Raw genomic sequence first — 16,201 nt, 5'->3', positions numbered from 1 at the left:
TCAAAGAAGTGAATACCAAAAAAGGTTGGGTTAGATTGATTCTGCCCAGCCTTTTTATGTTTAGAGACAAAAAAAGTCCAACTCATTGACTTGGATGGAGATTGTGAATTACAATATTAAAACAACCAATTTTTATATATTATACCATAAATTAATTAAAAAAGTCAAGTGGATTTTTACATAAGTCTTTGTAAATGTTGGCATTCGTGTATCTGAAAAAAAGGAGGAGAATGTATGTATATTTCTCGGATTTTTCGTTCCTTGAACGTGTCGATGCAGGAGCAATTTATGCATGAAGTTCTGGCATTGAATGAGAAGACCAAGCACTATGGGCTGACGCTGACCCCTCAGGACGTTGAACGGATGCTGGCTGCGAGAAGCCAGGTTCTCCACAGCTACGGACGGGTGGAACTGGGCACCCAAGCAACGAAGGAGCTTATTGAGCGATTCTCAAGCTCCGCATTCATAGAACAGGAGAACTATGCAGATACCTTGAATGAGCTGCAGGAAATTTTTTATTACTTGAAAAATGAAACGGAAGACCAAATCAGCGATGTGGAGCTCCTAAATCGGATGAAAGACATGTTTGAAGAGCATTGCGAGGGTTCATTGGAGCTCCTGAAGAGCAAACTTGAAGCCTATGCGGAAGATTATCGAAGAGAGCTCCAGCGAAATGAATCTATGCTTGAAGGAGAAGATGACCATTGGAATTTGAGGATCTGAAGACTCATCGTAAGCTTACCGTTTATAGAGGCATTCGTAAAGCTGATTTGCATCGAAATATGTATACGATCTCTTTAATGAACGAGGGACTCAGAGCAGGCCTGCTGACAACTCAAGAATCGGCTCGAATTCAGCATGCGTTCATGCAAATTCTTCAGGAATTGATTTACAAATATACTCAGGGAGAGAGCACGTCGGTCACGACAGAAACTGCGGAAAGCCTATTATCCTCCATCATGTATGCAGCAGATGCTTATTTGTACAGCTATGAGGAACCAGAGAGAGCGATGGTTTATTTGAAAACGTCGGATGTTCGGCGAATCTATGAAAAAGGCTTGGAACGGGTTCGAAGGTGCTTCGAGGAGACGAAACAGCTATATGATGAATTAGCTGCGAATAAGCTGAACGTTCCGGTCGACGCCTATCTTATGACCTTGGAGGAGTCGATTCCCGTATTTTTAAGGAAGTACGGTATCCTATTCGATGCTCACAATACGATGGCTAGTATTGATTATCCGCTTGCTGTTGATGATATGCGGCTTCAGGGGGTTTATTATATCAAACAGTATCTGGAACGGCTGAAGCTGGAAACCGATTTTTGCCGGCTATTCGACGAGCAGGAGCTTTTGGAATTGCTGATTCATTATGGAAGAGAGTGCAGGTTTAACTTTCGGATTGAGCTGTTCAACATATTTGAGCTTGTTCTGCAACATGCTGTGTTCTCGATCTTATCCGGAGGAAAAGCCGGGTGTGTTCAAATTTCTGAGGTGCAGTATAAGATCCTTGAACAGCAATTCATGAACATAAATGAATCGCAAATTCGTTCTGTGATCGAAAATGGAATGCAGCGACTTCAGCAGGAGCTGCAAATTCAGAATGTTTTGATGAAGATGTATATGGATTGGAATACGGAAGACTTCGTAAAGAGAGTATCCCATGCCGCTAAGCATGACAGCTTGCGGAGCGTCATTATTACCTGGCGTGAGAAGGAAGCGAAGTCAATGGTTCTATCCTTCGATGAGCAAGATCGAATGAGTGATGTAGATTTAAGAAGACGGCTGCAAGAGATAAAGGGATGTGTGAACAAGGAGGATAAAATCAAACTGATCGTTTCCCGCTTCCACTCCTTCTTCGATTATATCGATTTGCTTGAATCGAATAGCTTATATGGTGATGAATACGAAGCTCTCTTCACCGCGTTCGGTGTTATGGAGCTGGCGATACTGGTTACCATCGTGTTTTACGAAGAGCTGCGAAACGAATCGCCAGATTTACCCTCCATGTTGTTCATGGACAAAGAGTATTCGGTGGAGTGGCAGCTGTATTTTCATCAGTATCTAAAGGGGCTGAGCCGTGAACGACTGCAAGACGTCGAGAAGAAGATGAAAGAGATTGGTTACGAACAAATAACGTTCTTTTGATGTGAGCGAGCGAAGAGAATGAGTCGTAACGACATAGGGCTGTAATAGAGGTATCGTTAAATATGGAATTAACGCAGCCTTTTATGCAGCTTCTAACGCTTGAAACTCCAAAAATGGATTGCGAGGAAACTTTTGGGTTGACTCAATACGATATATCGTTATATTATATACGATATATCGTATTGAGAGGTGAAGTGTAATGAGATGGTATCATCATGGAAATGCACGGAGGCTGCATTCACAGTTGAAAACAGATTTAGACAGAGAGGATTCTCAAAAACCGAATGTAAGATTTCGGCATGGAGAGCATAAGGGAGGAGGCGGAGGGAAACGCCGTTTTTTTGAAAGAGGAGAGTTTAAATTCGCTCTTCTTGAACTGCTCGCCACCGAACCGATGCACGGCTATCAATTCATTAAGTCGATGGAGGAGAAAACCGGCGGATTATATTCTCCAAGCCCAGGGTCGATTTATCCGAATTTGCAGTTGTTGGAGGACATGGATCTTATCCGAAGTAGTGAAGCGGAGGGGAAGAAATTGTATCACATCACGGATAAAGGACTTTCCTTTCTTCGTGAAAGACGAAAGAACGAGGCCGAGCGGCATGATGGACGCTGGGATCGTCACAGGGGACATCATCGCACGCATGGCGGGCAGCAAGGGAAGCGTGAACTGAAGCAATTAATGAACAATTGGAGCGATATCATTTTATTGATGGCGCAAGCGGCACGAGCAGCAGAAGAGAATCCAACCTCTGATCATGCTGAGAAGTTCCAAGCATTGATGACCAAGCTGAAGGGAGATCTAAAGGAAATCGTATCATCCTTAGAAAAGGCCGTTATCGATGAATCGGCTTTGCCGCCTGCAATAAACGATCCATTGCCAGAAGATCTTCGTCAGGATGAGGCGAAACGGTTCCCGAGAGAGTAAAGATTGCGAATCCAGAAACGTATATCTTTGAGCAAACCCCGCCTTTTTTCATCCAGCATGGAACGATGGATCCGATTATTCCTGTCAAGCAGTCGGTTATATTTTACGAAAAGCTGTTGTGGGGTCATTGGGGGAGACAATGTTCGGCTGGAATTGTTGGGAGGAGCATGGCGGGAAGGAGTTCGAGACGCCAAAGAATATAAATCAGGTATTAGATTTCTTGCATGCATGCTTAAAACATGCCCGCTCTTAAGCCACCGTTCGATACTCCTGATGGGACCTATCAAGAATGAGGATTCATGGATATTCAAGGGCACCGGGTAAAGCGGGGTCAACCGAAACCGGATTGCGATAATAGACGAATTCAAAAACTAGTTTGAATGGCTATTATAAATATCGAAAGGTACAGCTCTAGCTAGGAGGAAGCTGTACCTTCTTCCATTAGATCGTTATGTCGATCAGTTGACAATTCGCTACAAGTACAGGTGCAACGTCTATACTGCTGATTTTATTGATAATCACCAGTGCATAGAGTGTTGCTTCGGGAACCTTTTTCGTAATTCCACGATATTCATACCATCCTGAATCGGCTTCCTCCATATCTGTTTTTAAAATGTGCGCGTAAAGTCCAAATTCCAGGAGCTTTTTGTTCATGTCATAATATTGGATCGTTATAACAAATGGTGCGCCCTCGGCTTTCCCTTCTTTCGCAAAACGGGCGGAAAATAGATACGTCTTGCCGATTTGGAGCTGCACTTTCTGTAGTATATATGCACTTTCATGCTGATTGCTGAAACATATTATCTTTTGATGATCAAAACTAGTTTCGATGTACGGTTTAGCATGAAAATATGTTGTCCAATCCGGTTGAAGCAGATTAGAGGGTGGCTCCTTTCGGCTAATATCGCTCACTACTTCTAATGGAGGAGTTTGTTGATACTTTACCTATTCTGTTTCGATTTCGTACCAGATTTTTTGTAACGTCCGCGTATAGTCAAATTGTTGTACTGCTAATTCTCTTCCATGTTCAGCGATGAGTTTTCGTTCGTTATCATGATCTAAGTAATACGTAACGAGATCAAGAGTTTCTTCTGGTGAGTTGGATGCAATGCAATTTATTCCCGGACGCAATTTTTCTCTTACCGCTTTTGTATTCGATGTTAAGAGAAAACCACCGCTTGCAAGTATATCCAACGTTCGGTTGCTGAGCTGATCTTTACAGGTTTGAATGCTGATATTAATTTTTGTAGAGCTGAATACTCTTGGGGTTTGTTGGAATGGCAATATTCCCTGATACATTAATTTCGGTACCTTCATATCGGGATAGAATAGACCGATCCCTTCCCAGTGCTTTCCCCAAATTTTCACGTTCAAATCTGTTTTTAACAAAGGGATCACTAGATCATGAATACTCCGATAGCGAAGTTCACCCAACGCAAAGTTTCCATTTGCAATGATCGCTACATCACAAGCATAATCAGGGCTTGGTTCTAGAGGCTTATGGAAAGCAGAGTTGCATCCTACATCATATTTAGCCGATGATGCACAAAGACAAAAATTGAGAATCCAAGCGAGAAAAGCTGTTTTGGAGCACACTTATGTATCTAGAGTTAACTATATCGTCGATATCTTATTGCAAAGGGGGATTATCTCTAAAGAAGTCCTTCGAATGTGATTTGATTTAGGTTTCGCATTCCTGCCCATTCTTATCATCTAGATAATACAAAAAGGTACGACTCCCCGAATGGAAGAGTTGTACCTTACTTTGTGTACAGAATTAGGTTTCCAGAACTTTAAGCATTCGCTCCAAAACCTCAACACCTTGCTCTTCATTCGAACGGGCATCGGTCAAAATTCGAACCGCCTCGGCCGCTTCCGCTGGATCGTTCGGATCGCCTCCTTGCGGGAACGGGAATCGAGTGACGAATTCAGCTAAGTGATCCGCCACTCGATCGTAATGAACGGCAGCATCGCCTGCAATCTGTCGTATCTCATCGGTCTCTGCAGCAGTAAGACCTTCATAATTCGCGGCAATCTGTCTTAGAAATTCCGCGGCAAACAAACGCTGATCATATACGTACATGCCGTGCAGTAGATTGCCGAACACATCCACATTATGCCGCTGCAGCGCTTCGATCCACGCATCGTATCCAGCAAGGCCGTTACGGTAAGGGGAATCTTCACGCTTATAGCCCTGCTTACGGGCATGGCTAACCGCCATTCGCAGTGCGCCGAGCAGCATCGTCCTGCGATCCGTCGGAATCGGATCGGTCAATGCTAAGACATACAGCTCATGGACTTGTCCACGTCCGAGCTTCTCGTATGGGAGCTCTCCGTCTTTGGATATATCTCGGCAGCGCAGGGTGCGGGATTCGTCATCGTAACCATAGATAATACCGAACTCTGGCACGAACAGATCCCAAGACAGCAGAGGAATGCCTCGATCAAGGCTCCACGCAATCATCTCAAGCGCACGCTCAAGATCCTCCGGCGTTGGCGGAATCTCTGTTGGGCCGCCTTCATAGCGGGTTTGGAAGCCAAGGTTGGCTAACTGTTCCTGATGGTGCATCGGCCATTCGAAGGCGGAATATCCCGCGACGTTGACACGCTCCCGATCAATAATGATTCGGAAGGCGTTGGCCGTATATCCTGCCACCTCCACCAGCGATAGATCTTTGCGATCTGTATATTGCAGCATGGAGTAGATGGAGCCTGTGTCCGTTAAATTGGTGTGAGTGAAATTGTTCGTGTAATCGGGTCGATTAGCAATCATGGTTCAGCTTCCTTTCGGACAATAGAGTTTAGGCGGAACGAGAAGTTTCGACTTTGGTTTCCCCGTATCCCGGCGCTGCTTTACATACATGCTGATGTGCATCCGAAGACGCTCCCTCTGCAGTTTCGCACGAGCACGAGAAATGCTGTTGTAGACATTTGCAATGGAAGTATCCAGTACCGCAGCAAGTTCATTCGGCGTAACATGATTAAAGAAATGGGCCTCGAAGATGTCCTTTTCCCGTCGGCTTAAACAGCCATAAAGCTGCCGAATGCCTTCGACCATCTCCTTGCGAAGCAAAGAGGCTTGCGGATCACGCGATTGCTGAATTTCAGCCTCCCTATGGCGGCATAAATGGAACAACACACGGTCGATATCGTGCCAGTCTCCTTCAGGCATGTTACCGGTATGCTCGGCCTGCTGCAGGCTGCTGAACGGCTGTTCTTTGGCGAACGGTCCTCCGCGTCGCAGCTTCATATAGGCCTGATTGCGGATGATTTTGGCTAACCAAGGTTTAAAGCGGCTGTTTTCCATGAGCTGTCCTACATGCAGGAAAGCCTGTACAAGTGCTTCCTGTACGACATCCTCCGCCTGGTGATGGTCCTGTATTAGCGAGCGTGCCCATTTGTACATCTGCGACCGTCCTCGGCGGACCAATTCACCGAACGCTCTTGTATCTCCAGTTCGCGCCATTTCTGTCAGTCGTTCCTCTGGCAAGGCCTCTAAAGGCTCCATTGCTTCTTCATGCAGCTGACTGAACCCGCCCCATGAGGTTTTCTCCATTGTCAAACTCCTTTCACGTTCCCATATACTTTGATGCCAGAGGCGCCGATAATCTATCACCTGAGGTTAAAAAAATTTCTCTGGAATGGCGATCGTTTCCATTTTACAATAGGTATATGCTGTTAGGCGATGGGGAAGTGTGCGGTTTTTTCGTAATAAGTTCACTGAAATGAAATCTTAGAAAGAAATTATATTTTTTGTCGATTTCCCTATCACTCATTCGTTGTATTGATGTAAGAACATAAAATGAACAAGAAAGGTTGTTGAAATGTTTATGGGAGCACAAATGAATGCTTATTTGATGTCAAAGGATGCAAGACGTCAGGCGAATTTTTACGTTGAGGCGCTTGGCGGTGAAATTCAGCTTCTTACTACATACGGTGAGACACCTGGAACTCCCGAAGAGATGAAGGACAAAGTGATGCACATGACTTTGACGCTGGCAGGAACGAATACATTCATGTTGGCCGACTCCTTTGAGGAGGCAACATATAACCGCGGCATCTGTATTGCATTGAATTATGAGGACGAGTCTGAAGCAAGAATGGCATATGAGAAGTTAAGCGAGGGCGGCGAAAGTAAGTATCCTTTTTCACTACAGCCATGGGGCGCTTATTATGGTGAAGTTGTAGATCAATTCGGCGTCAATTGGATGATTACCAAATCATAAATTCGGTTAGTAACTTCATAAAGTAAACGTGAACAAGCTGCAGGTTCGATCTGCAGCTTGTTGCGATTCTGCGAATGTCATATCATCTTAAATAGTGAAGCTTGCATCCATTCATTATGGCGGGCATGAACTCGGTACTGTACTGGTTCATGCCTTTTTATTTTTTTTCTCATTCTTTTGCGGTGCAATACCTTTAAGACTGGAATAATTCATGAGACTGGATATCATTGGATAGATTTGAGTGTATTTTTACGGAATTCTTTCGGAGACATGCCGTAATGGGCACGGAAAACGCGATTAAACGTACGTTGGCTGTCGAATCCGGCATAGCCGCTGATAGCCGTAAATGCAGCATCCGTTGTGCGAATCAGCTTGGCTGCGTATTCCGCGCGAAGCACTCCAAGGTATTGTCTGAAATTCATTTTTAATCGATCTGAAAATATATGAGATATATAGTATTTGCTTACATTAAATTCAGAGGCTAACGTTTCAAGTGTAATCGGCTCCGTAAAATGGTTCGTTACATAATCTATGATTTTGAAAGATATATCTTGAACGGGTACTCGCTTTCGCTCCTTTAGTTCTATGCGATGAAGAAGATGAGACAGGATGATATAGATCCAACCAAGCTTTATAGGAAATTCATCGTCCAATTTAATACGGTTTAGCGCATACCGTGCATCTTCATGAATTCCTTCTTTCGGAATCAAGGGTGTTGTAGGAATAAAGTTGCGATAGTCTGGAAATACTCCCCCGAACAACTGCGCAAGATCACATATAATGAGAATCGCATCCAGAGAATGATCATCTATTTGATCATAACGATGAACGATATCCGATAAGATGATCACCGCTTCTCCATCGTGGACGGCATAAGATGTCCCGTTAATCTCAAGGCCTTGAATTCCGGAAAATACGTATAGGATCTCGATGCTTCCATGAAAATGTGCAGGATAGGTCAGTTGTTTTGTACGACGGTATAATCTCAAACTCTTCGTTTGTATCTCGTAAAAAGGCAGCAAAAATCATCACCCCTTACAAAATATGGCTGAAACTCAATGTCTTTTGACTAAATTCACACACCAAACGATGCTACAATTTAAGTATTCACTTCGGATTTCCCAAGGCGTAAGAGCGATGACCAGCCACCTGTTACTGATGCATGTTAGATACGATAAGGAGATAAGGTTCTGGGAAATCCGGAGGACACTTGTATAGAAGGGCGGTGATCATGCTAACTTGTCCAATGATTTGACAGCGTTTACATTCGTTCGGACTACAGAATCGATGCAAATGAATAAAGCCGGGATTTAGCAGAGAATGATTACAAATGATGAATAGAGGAGGATATGATTATGCTGCTTAAAGCGTCCAAATCGATATTTAGAAAATATTGTGTGGTTACAATAAGCTTGGCAATGATCGCATCGGCCGCATTATTCTCCAATCCGAGTCTTCCTGTATCCGCCGAGACGAATGTGATTGCCTTTCCTGGAGCAGAAGGTGGTGGTAAGTTTGCAACAGGAGGACGAGGAGGCGAAGTGGTCTATGTTACAAATTTGAATGACAGCGGGCCGGGCTCATTTAGAGATGCGGTAAGCCGCTCCAATCGAATTGTTCTTTTTAAAGTGGGAGGAACGATTGAATTAAACAGCAATGTTGTGATTAGCTCCAATGTCACGGTAGCAGGACAGACCGCACCTGGAGGTGCAGGGATTACCTTGAAGAATTACAAAGTAGGCCTTGGCGGCAGCAATGTCATTCTTCGCTTTATCAGTTCAAGACCGGGTGAGCGCGGTACATCAGCGGATTACGATGCATTCGGCGGTGCGAATGGCAGCAATTCGATTGTGGACCATGTTTCGATCGGTTGGGCAAATGACGAGCAGTGGGGACTTTACTCCAAAAACGACAATTATACCGTTCAGTACTCGATTATCGGACCGTCCAATTCATTCTCTTACCATTCCAAAGGAATTCATGGATTTGGAATTATGCTTGGCCGTTCCAATGCGTCATGGCATCATAATCTTATCGTTCACAATGTTTCAAGGAATTTCAGAGGCAAAATTGTAGGTACCAATACGTCGGATTTCACTAACAATGTGATATATAATTGGGGTACGGAGACAACTTACGGCACGATCGGTCATGTGAATTATGTAAATAACACCTTAAAAATGGGCAATTCAACGATCAGCGGAAAACATTATGCGAATGTTGGAGATAGTGGAACATATCCTGAAAACTTTTCGATTTATTTGACAGGTAACCGTTTTCTTAATCAAGATAACACAAATTACAGCACATTTACAACAAATAACTGGTCGGGTATTACTTATAATGCTTCTAGTGGAAAAACAGAAGCGAATACTCGCTCCAATGTCCCCTTCCCAATGATTGTAAATGGCGTGGATGTTTCTACTGTTGCCAATGTGGAAAGCGCACAGGATGCTTATGATCATGTTCTTGATTATGCAGGTGCGGGAATCAGTCCGTCTCAACGGCCTGCTATCGATCGGCAGGTTGCCCATGAAACGAGTACCGGTACAGGAACACTTAGCGGTGCGAGACCATATTCAGAGGCTACGGCTGAACAACGAGCAACGATCGATTCATTCCAGATGGCTACCGGTGTTCACTATCAATACCCAAGCCCTGTATTAACGGGTGCGCCAACCGATACCGATGGAGATGGTATGCCTGATGAATGGGAAAGCGCAAGGGGACTCAATCCATACAGCAAAACAGCTGCGGATGGCACATTGGAGTCCAGCGGAAACTATATAGGACAAGGTTATACCAATATTGAATATTATATCAATGACTTAACGGTGAATGCTTTCCCGCCTAACGTGGTGCAGCTTTCGCCAACCATCACATCCGGCACTGATGCTTATTCAACGATAGAAGCGGAAGACTACAGCAGTATGTCAGGCGTGCAATCGGAAGCGAGCTCTGAAGGCGGGGAGAACATAGGATATATTCACAATGGCGATTATATTGCTTTTGACGATGTAGACTTTGGGAATAATCCACCCGCGAAATTTGAGGCGCGATTGGCAACCGGGAACTCATCCGGCAGCATTGAGATTAGACTAGGCAGTCCTACGGGAACACTCGTCGGCACTTGCCCGGTATCATCAACGGGAGGCTGGCAGACGTGGGCGACGCAATCTTGTTCACTAAGCAGCGGTCCTACGGGTACTCACGATGTATATTTGGTGTTCACAGGAGGAAGCGGATATTTATTCAACATCAATTGGTTCAAGTTTATCCCATAATGAAGTTTCAATATCTGATGCTGGCTCCCCGCCACTTATAGCTGGTGTTCATGAGGGGAAGCTGCTGAGTGTAAAAGACGACTATTATTCCGAAGTTGAATAGTAGTCGTCTTTTTCTGTAAGTCAATGAAATCGAACAACGAAATCCGTTTTTTATAGAAGCATTTCGTTGACTTAAATTATTGTTTACAGGACACTAAATGGTGACGTATAATCAAAATGTCACTAAATGGTGTCTAATTAAGGGTTGGATCCTGAATTCGGTTGGAAGAATAAGAAGAGGTGGTGAAAATAACGGCTTTCCCTTCGTACCGCCATTAGTTTTCTATTACATCACTTCATAAACTGGAGGGGTCTGTCGTGAAGGAGTATAAGCAGCAGAGAGATGTGTTTGATGCAATTGCCGATCCAACGAGGCGACATTTGATCCATTTGTTAGCAGGGGCAGAGGAGTTACCGCTTCATGAGTTAACAGCGAAGTTTACTATGGGCCGTACAGCGGTATCCAAACATTTGACGGTTCTTAAGGAGGCCGATCTGGTGCATGATCGAAAAGTCGGCAGAGAGACTAGATATAGACTTAATGCCTCGCCGCTTAGAGAAGTTCAAGATTGGGTAGCTTTTTACAGTAAATACTGGAATACGAATGTGTCGCGCCTAAGGCAATGGTTAGAGGAGGAAGAGGAATGAGCGAATCAAGTCAGGAATATATCATGATCTCGGGTGCGAGAGAGAACAATCTCAAGAACGTATCCTTACGCGTACCCAAGCGAAAAATCACGATCTTCACCGGTGTATCCGGTTCCGGCAAGTCATCGATCGTCTTTGACACCATCGCTGCCGAATCGCAGCGTCTGCTGAATGAAAACTTCAGCACGTTCGTCCGCACCTTTCTGCCAAGCATCCCGCAGCCAGATGCGGACGGAATTGAGAATCTCAGCATGTCCGTCGTTGTCGATTAGAAACGGCTCGGCGGCGGTTCACATTCGACCATGGGTACCATAACAGATATTTCGCCTCTTCTTCGTTTATTGTTCTCCCGTACAGGTCAGCCTTATGTTGGACCGGCATTCATGTTCTCGTTCAACGACCCGAAAGGCATGTGTCCCGAATGCAATGGGATCGGACGAAGTCTGGGCGTCGACATGAGCAAGGCGGTGGATATGACGAAGTCGCTGAATGAAGGGGCCATCTTGCTTCCGGGTTATGCGGTAGACAGTTGGGAATGGAATATGATCGTACAGTCGGGTAACTTTGATCTTGATAAGAAACTCAGTGATTATTCGAACGAGGAACTCGATCAATTATTGTACAGTAAAGCAAGAAAAGTGGCGACGCAATTCGGTGGGAAGACGATGAACATTACAGTGGAAGGCGTCATTGAGAAATTCACTAATAAATACATCAAGCGGGACTTGAAGACGATGTCCGAGCGTACACAGAAATCGGTTGCGCCTTTTATCTCAGAGGGATCCTGTCCAAGTTGCGGAGGTGCGAGACTTAGCCAAGCTGCGCTGAGTTGCAGAATTCATGGATATAACATTGCAGAACTGTCATCCATGGAAGTTGGAGAGCTCATTCGTGTCATACAGGAAATGGATGATCCGGTCGCTGCGCCGATCGTTAAATCGTTGACAGAACGGCTGCAGTATTTGATGGATATTGGACTGGACTACTTGACGCTGGACCGTGAGACGGATACATTGTCCGGCGGCGAGTCACAGCGGGTCAAGATGGTCAAGCATCTAAGCGGCAGTCTGGTGGATGTCACATACATTTTCGATGAACCCAGCGTTGGCTTGCACCCCCGTGACGTACACCGGTTAAATGAATTGCTTATTAAACTGCGAGACAAGGGAAATACCGTAATTGTTGTTGAGCATGATCCTGATGTGATCAAGGTGGCCGATCATATCGTTGATGTTGGTCCTCACGCCGGCAGCCGCGGCGGCTCCATCGTGTATGAAGGAAGCTTCCAAGGCTTGCTGGAGTCAGGTACTCTAACAGGCAACCATATGAAGCGGCCGAACCCGTTGAAGCAGGAGTTCAGGAAGCCATCCGGCAAACTGTCCATCAAGGATGCCACGATGCACAACCTGCGGAACGTGAGTGTCGATATTCCTACAGGCGTATTGACTGTTGTAACAGGTGTTGCCGGATCGGGCAAGAGCACGTTGATTAACGAAGTATTTCTCAACCAGCATCCGGAAGCGATCGTCATCGATCAATCGGCGGTAGGCGTATCAACACGCTCCAATCCCGCTACATACACGGGCATCATGGATGATGTGCGCAAGGCGTTTGCTTCCGAGAACAAAGTGAACCAAGGCTTGTTCAGCTTCAATTCCAAGGGCGCTTGCGAGAACTGTCAAGGACTGGGCGTTGTTTATGTCGACCTTTCGTATTTTGACAGTGTGAAGCTGCCTTGCGAGGCTTGCGGAGGAAGACGTTTCAAGGAAGAGGTGCTTGCATATAAGCTGAACGGCAAGTCCATCGCAGAAGTGCTGGAGATGACGGTGGAGCAGGCGCTCGATTTCTTTCAGCAAAAGGAGGTTGTGCGCAAGCTCCAGGCGATGAGCGATGTGGGGTTGAACTATCTTACACTCGGCCAGCCGCTCAGCACGCTCTCTGGCGGGGAATGCCAGCGCATCAAGCTGGCGAGCGAGCTGCATAAGAAGGGCAGCATCTACGTGATGGATGAGCCGACGACCGGTCTGCATATGTCGGATATCGGTCACTTGCTTGCGATTATGAACCGGCTCGTGGATGCCGGCAATACCGTGGTTGTCATCGAGCACAATCTGGAAGTGATCAGCCAAGCGGACTGGATCATTGACATGGGTCCAGACGGCGGCAGCAAGGGCGGTCAGGTCGTGTTCGAGGGCATGCCCGCACAGATCATCCATGCAGAGCAGTCGATCACGGGAAGATACTTGAGGTAATGTATCAAAATTTTCATTCGTCATTCTAAAGAGCGATCGTCTCTTAACCGGTCATATCCAACCATTCTTCTTAACAGGCCACTCCTATGGAGGCGCTGAATGTCTCCGATCTCTGAAAGGATGCCAGCTGCGAAAATGGGGCCGATTCCGGTACAGACGTGAGGGTCTGTGGAATGGTCACCAAATTTTCTTCGATCGCCTTTTGTAGCGATTTGGGCTGCTCTTGAAGAGAACGGATGATTCGAATGTTCGAAGCCATCGCAAAGTTAACGGCATCAGCCATGGCCTTAGGCAAGCGGTAGGAAGAACGCGCCGCTTTCTGCAAAGCCTGAACCACTTCTTTCGGGTTCTCAAAGCGATTCTTACCACACTCGATGATGAAGGCCGTTAGGTCTTCGACAGACATGTTAACGACGTCCTCGACGCTACGGAAATTGCTCGATGACGGCCAGACTAGTAGAACGTTCTAAAGTATCGTTAGATTACGAAACCGACCCATCCAAACCATATTTCCAACGAAACGGAACCGGATTGGCGTTCACTTCCTGCAGGTATTGTTCAATGCGTTCCTTCAATTCTTCTTTTGATTGAACACGAATATGCCGCAGCGCCTGTTTGGTCATTTTAGCGAAGAACACTTCGATGATGTTGAGCCATGAACCATGTTTAGGCGTAAATATAAACTCGAACCGCCCAGGCACGGTCTCCAAATATGCCCTGGTTTCCTTCGAAGTATGGGAGGAGTGGTTATCCAAAATAATTTGGATTCGTAATCCCGGTTCGTAGGTGCTGTCCAACTTTTTGAGGAAGTTCACAAATTCCTTGCTGCGATGGCGATCTTCTACTGAACCGACCACTTTACCTGTAACCAGATCGATGCCTGCCAGTCAGCTAAGCGTACCGTACCGCTTGTACTCCGGGTCACGTCCGATCGTCGGGTGTTCGCTAGGAACGGGCGGCAAATCTTCTGCCGTGTTGCCGATCGCTTGAATGCCGGCCGAGGACGCATATAATGACGTGATCCAACTTTGAGGAGTGATGAATTATGTCCATCGCGGCTCAAACAAGTACAAAGAGTTTACCTCCCTTTTCCATATGGGGAGTTCATGCATCTGTCGCCGAAAGACCGGTTGTGTGGGGCAAACTCGTGATGTGTGCTTTGCCGGACCAACAAATTCAAGGCACCATCCAATTCCGCGGAACACCGATTCCGATTGAAGGAAGCTGGAATGAAAGCGCTCAGCAGATCGTGTTTCATTACTCCTACGCCGCTTACTCCGGCCATTTAACCATGTATGACGATGTCCAGATTCAACTTCGGCATCTGATTCTCACCGGACGCCTGCAGATGCTCCCCCCTCTTTACAGGCGGGCGAATATGGAACCTGAGTAGCGACAACTGATATAAGCTTGGCGGGTTATAGCGGCTATGTCCCACCGCAACCGCCTTCAACTTCTTTGCCGCCGGTTGGCGTATTTGTAACGTCGAATATACTGTATGAAATGATCGGTACCCGGATAACGGAAAGGGGTGGCATCGGTGGACGAAAATTAGATTCATCATGTAATCGAACAAGCCTATCAATTGATTGTCTAAGCACACCGCAACATGACTGACATTTGGCGCACTCACGTACTATTTACGCGACAATGGTGGTTGGGAGTAGGTTTATCGATATGCCCCTGGCTATTTTGGATCGGATTTCGGGATAAGAGAGCTACGGGACAGTTTCTCCTATCCGGGTTTACAATGATTATCGTGTCGTCGTGGCTGGACCAGCTTGGGATTGCCATGGGACTTTGGCATTATCACTGGGAAGTCATACCATTCATGCCCGCTAATTTTCCATGGAATTTTTCACTTCTTCCCGTCACGGTTATGTTCTTACACCAGTACAAGTCTGGCATACATCCGTTGTTCAAAGCTCTCCTATTTGGGGGATTTTCCGCTTTTGTGGCCGAGCCGGTCTCACAAATGGCCGATTTATACCACCCCGTTCACTGGAAACATACATATTCGTTTCCTATCTATGTGGGGCTATATCTGCTGGCTTCGAGCATCGCCAAGCGGGGCGTTGATTGCACAGATTCATCCTCGGTAGATAAATAAAGGCCAAAACCATAAGTTTACCGATTCCAAAAATCATGCCCAGATTCATGAGCTGCATATTTACCATGTCATTGTTAAAGACTCAAGTTTGTTAATTGGGGTACAGTCAGGAAAATGCGGATTTACAACGCTAAGCCCATTTCCCCGACTATTCCCCCAGTTTTAACAACGTTAAGAAAGTTTCAAGGGTCTTAAAGAATCTAACGAGACCATTTTCTCCGAATTAAAATGGTATTCTCCAAGTAAATTAATATGTTCCCAACCTAGAGGTGACATATGGTGCAATAATTCTTCATTAAAACTACCTGACCGTTTTTGATATTCAACTGCCTTTGTAGATGTAAAGTATTCCAGATACTGATGGCATTGATAATGATGTTTAAGGCACTGGCTCTTTGCAATTGATGCTGTATGGTTCGTTCCCTAAGCTCTCCTTGTTTTCCGAAGAAAATAGCTCTTGCCAGTCCATTCATGGCTTCTCCTTTATTCAATCCTTTTTGTATTTTTCTTCTTAATGATTCATCCGAAATATAATTCAAAATAAAGATCGTTTTTTCTATTCGGCCC

The 16,201-nt window shown here is 45.5% G+C and carries 16 protein-coding genes and 2 pseudogenes; 10 read left to right on the top strand and 8 right to left on the bottom strand.

The genetic code is table 11. From position 1 onward, the window contains the following. The first annotated feature begins 234 nt into the window (after positions 1–234). The 4 genes from ACFPXP_RS02950 (at position 235) to ACFPXP_RS02935 (ending at position 3,275) form a co-directional block, all read left to right on the top strand. Positions 235–723, top strand: a complete 489-nt coding sequence (locus tag ACFPXP_RS02950) for a DUF6323 family protein (RefSeq protein ID WP_379892192.1) — start codon at positions 235–237, stop codon at positions 721–723. Beyond that, positions 705–2,144, top strand: a complete 1,440-nt coding sequence (locus ACFPXP_RS02945; protein WP_379892188.1) for a DUF6179 domain-containing protein — start codon at positions 705–707, stop codon at positions 2,142–2,144. Before ACFPXP_RS02950 ends, ACFPXP_RS02945 begins: the two co-directional genes overlap by 19 nt. A 199-nt stretch (positions 2,145–2,343) precedes the next feature. Next, a complete protein-coding gene (locus ACFPXP_RS02940) occupies positions 2,344–3,072 on the top strand; it encodes a PadR family transcriptional regulator (protein ID WP_379892186.1) in 729 nt (242 codons plus the stop codon). A 2-nt stretch (positions 3,073–3,074) separates the two neighbouring features. Beyond that, positions 3,075–3,275 carry a hypothetical protein gene (locus ACFPXP_RS02935; RefSeq protein WP_379892279.1) on the top strand — a complete coding sequence of 67 codons (201 nt, stop codon included), beginning with the start codon at positions 3,075–3,077 and terminating at the stop codon, positions 3,273–3,275. Between the two features lie 238 nt (positions 3,276–3,513). Here ACFPXP_RS02935 and ACFPXP_RS02930 read toward each other — a convergent pair whose 3' ends face one another. The 4 genes from ACFPXP_RS02930 to ACFPXP_RS02915 form a co-directional block, all read right to left on the bottom strand. After that, positions 3,514–3,984, bottom strand: a complete 471-nt coding sequence (locus ACFPXP_RS02930; RefSeq protein WP_379892184.1) for an NTTRR-F1 domain — start codon at positions 3,982–3,984, stop codon at positions 3,514–3,516. Positions 3,985–4,017: 33 nt separating this feature from the next. Then, the gene (locus ACFPXP_RS02925) at positions 4,018–4,506 is read right to left on the bottom strand and encodes a glycosyltransferase family protein (protein WP_379892183.1); all 489 of its coding nucleotides are present in this window, start codon (positions 4,504–4,506) and stop codon (positions 4,018–4,020) included. 343 nt (positions 4,507–4,849) lie between these two features. Then, positions 4,850–5,845: a hypothetical protein gene (locus tag ACFPXP_RS02920; protein WP_379892181.1), complete on the bottom strand. Its 996-nt coding sequence runs from the start codon at positions 5,843–5,845 to the stop codon at positions 4,850–4,852. A 3-nt stretch (positions 5,846–5,848) separates the two neighbouring features. After that, positions 5,849–6,628: an RNA polymerase sigma factor gene (locus ACFPXP_RS02915; RefSeq protein ID WP_379892179.1), complete on the bottom strand. Its 780-nt coding sequence runs from the start codon at positions 6,626–6,628 to the stop codon at positions 5,849–5,851. Between the two features lie 268 nt (positions 6,629–6,896). Between ACFPXP_RS02915 and ACFPXP_RS02910 the strand changes: the two genes are divergently transcribed. Continuing rightward, complete coding sequence (locus tag ACFPXP_RS02910) at positions 6,897–7,298, top strand: VOC family protein (RefSeq protein WP_379892177.1); 402 nt, start codon at positions 6,897–6,899, stop codon at positions 7,296–7,298. Positions 7,299–7,522: 224 nt separating this feature from the next. Here the strand turns inward: ACFPXP_RS02910 and ACFPXP_RS02905 are convergent, their stop codons facing one another. After that, a complete protein-coding gene (locus ACFPXP_RS02905; protein ID WP_379892175.1) occupies positions 7,523–8,320 on the bottom strand; it encodes a helix-turn-helix transcriptional regulator in 798 nt (265 codons plus the stop codon). Between the two features lie 333 nt (positions 8,321–8,653). Between ACFPXP_RS02905 and ACFPXP_RS02900 the strand changes: the two genes are divergently transcribed. The 3 genes and pseudogenes from ACFPXP_RS02900 (at position 8,654) to ACFPXP_RS02890 (ending at position 13,524) form a co-directional block, all read left to right on the top strand. Then, entirely contained in the window at positions 8,654–10,582 is a 1,929-nt protein-coding gene (locus ACFPXP_RS02900) for a carbohydrate-binding protein (RefSeq protein WP_379892173.1), read from the top strand. A 360-nt stretch (positions 10,583–10,942) separates the two neighbouring features. After that, positions 10,943–11,272: an ArsR/SmtB family transcription factor gene (locus ACFPXP_RS02895; RefSeq protein ID WP_379892171.1), complete on the top strand. Its 330-nt coding sequence runs from the start codon at positions 10,943–10,945 to the stop codon at positions 11,270–11,272. Then, positions 11,269–13,524: pseudogene (locus ACFPXP_RS02890) on the top strand (ATP-binding cassette domain-containing protein). Before ACFPXP_RS02895 ends, ACFPXP_RS02890 begins: the two are co-directional and overlap by 4 nt. 70 nt (positions 13,525–13,594) lie before the next feature. Here the strand turns inward: ACFPXP_RS02890 and ACFPXP_RS02885 are convergent. Together ACFPXP_RS02885 and ACFPXP_RS02880 are read right to left on the bottom strand one after the other, a co-directional pair. Then, positions 13,595–13,930 (bottom strand): hypothetical protein, encoded by a 336-nt coding sequence (locus ACFPXP_RS02885; protein WP_379892169.1) that lies wholly within the window; start codon positions 13,928–13,930, stop codon positions 13,595–13,597. Between the two features lie 76 nt (positions 13,931–14,006). Then, positions 14,007–14,396: an IS630 family transposase gene (locus tag ACFPXP_RS02880; protein WP_254611240.1), complete on the bottom strand. Its 390-nt coding sequence runs from the start codon at positions 14,394–14,396 to the stop codon at positions 14,007–14,009. A gap of 173 nt (positions 14,397–14,569) precedes the next feature. On the opposite strand from ACFPXP_RS02880, the gene ACFPXP_RS02875 reads away from it, so the two are divergent. Further along, a complete protein-coding gene (locus ACFPXP_RS02875; protein WP_254611199.1) occupies positions 14,570–14,917 on the top strand; it encodes a hypothetical protein in 348 nt (115 codons plus the stop codon). 216 nt (positions 14,918–15,133) lie between these two features. Beyond that, a complete protein-coding gene (locus tag ACFPXP_RS02870; RefSeq protein WP_379892167.1) occupies positions 15,134–15,634 on the top strand; it encodes a CBO0543 family protein in 501 nt (166 codons plus the stop codon). Positions 15,635–15,805: 171 nt separating this feature from the next. On the opposite strand, the pseudogene ACFPXP_RS02865 reads toward ACFPXP_RS02870, so the two are convergent. Beyond that, a pseudogene (locus tag ACFPXP_RS02865) lies at positions 15,806–16,201 on the bottom strand (Tn3 family transposase); the annotation flags it as partial.

The organism is Marinicrinis lubricantis, assembly GCF_042658665.1.
GTDB classification, from domain to species: Bacteria; Bacillota; Bacilli; order Paenibacillales; family KCTC-33676; genus Marinicrinis; species Marinicrinis lubricantis.
Note: the sequence above shows the minus strand (reverse complement) of the source record. Positions and strands in the feature narration are given on the sequence as shown.

Excerpts from the sequence above, each read along its gene's own strand:
- ACFPXP_RS02900 (WP_379892173.1), top strand. The coding sequence starts at position 8,654 with ATGCTGCTTAAAGCGTCCAAATCGATATTTAGAAAATATTGTGTGGTT.
- ACFPXP_RS02950 (WP_379892192.1), top strand. The coding sequence starts at position 235 with ATGTATATTTCTCGGATTTTTCGTTCCTTGAACGTGTCGATGCAGGAG.
- ACFPXP_RS02940 (WP_379892186.1), top strand. The coding sequence starts at position 2,344 with ATGAGATGGTATCATCATGGAAATGCACGGAGGCTGCATTCACAGTTG.
- ACFPXP_RS02870 (WP_379892167.1), top strand. The coding sequence starts at position 15,134 with ATGACTGACATTTGGCGCACTCACGTACTATTTACGCGACAATGGTGG.
- ACFPXP_RS02875 (WP_254611199.1), top strand. The coding sequence starts at position 14,570 with ATGTCCATCGCGGCTCAAACAAGTACAAAGAGTTTACCTCCCTTTTCC.
- ACFPXP_RS02910 (WP_379892177.1), top strand. The coding sequence starts at position 6,897 with ATGTTTATGGGAGCACAAATGAATGCTTATTTGATGTCAAAGGATGCA.
- ACFPXP_RS02915 (WP_379892179.1), bottom strand. The coding sequence starts at position 6,628 with ATGGAGAAAACCTCATGGGGCGGGTTCAGTCAGCTGCATGAAGAAGCA.
- ACFPXP_RS02920 (WP_379892181.1), bottom strand. The coding sequence starts at position 5,845 with ATGATTGCTAATCGACCCGATTACACGAACAATTTCACTCACACCAAT.
- ACFPXP_RS02885 (WP_379892169.1), bottom strand. The coding sequence starts at position 13,930 with ATGTCTGTCGAAGACCTAACGGCCTTCATCATCGAGTGTGGTAAGAAT.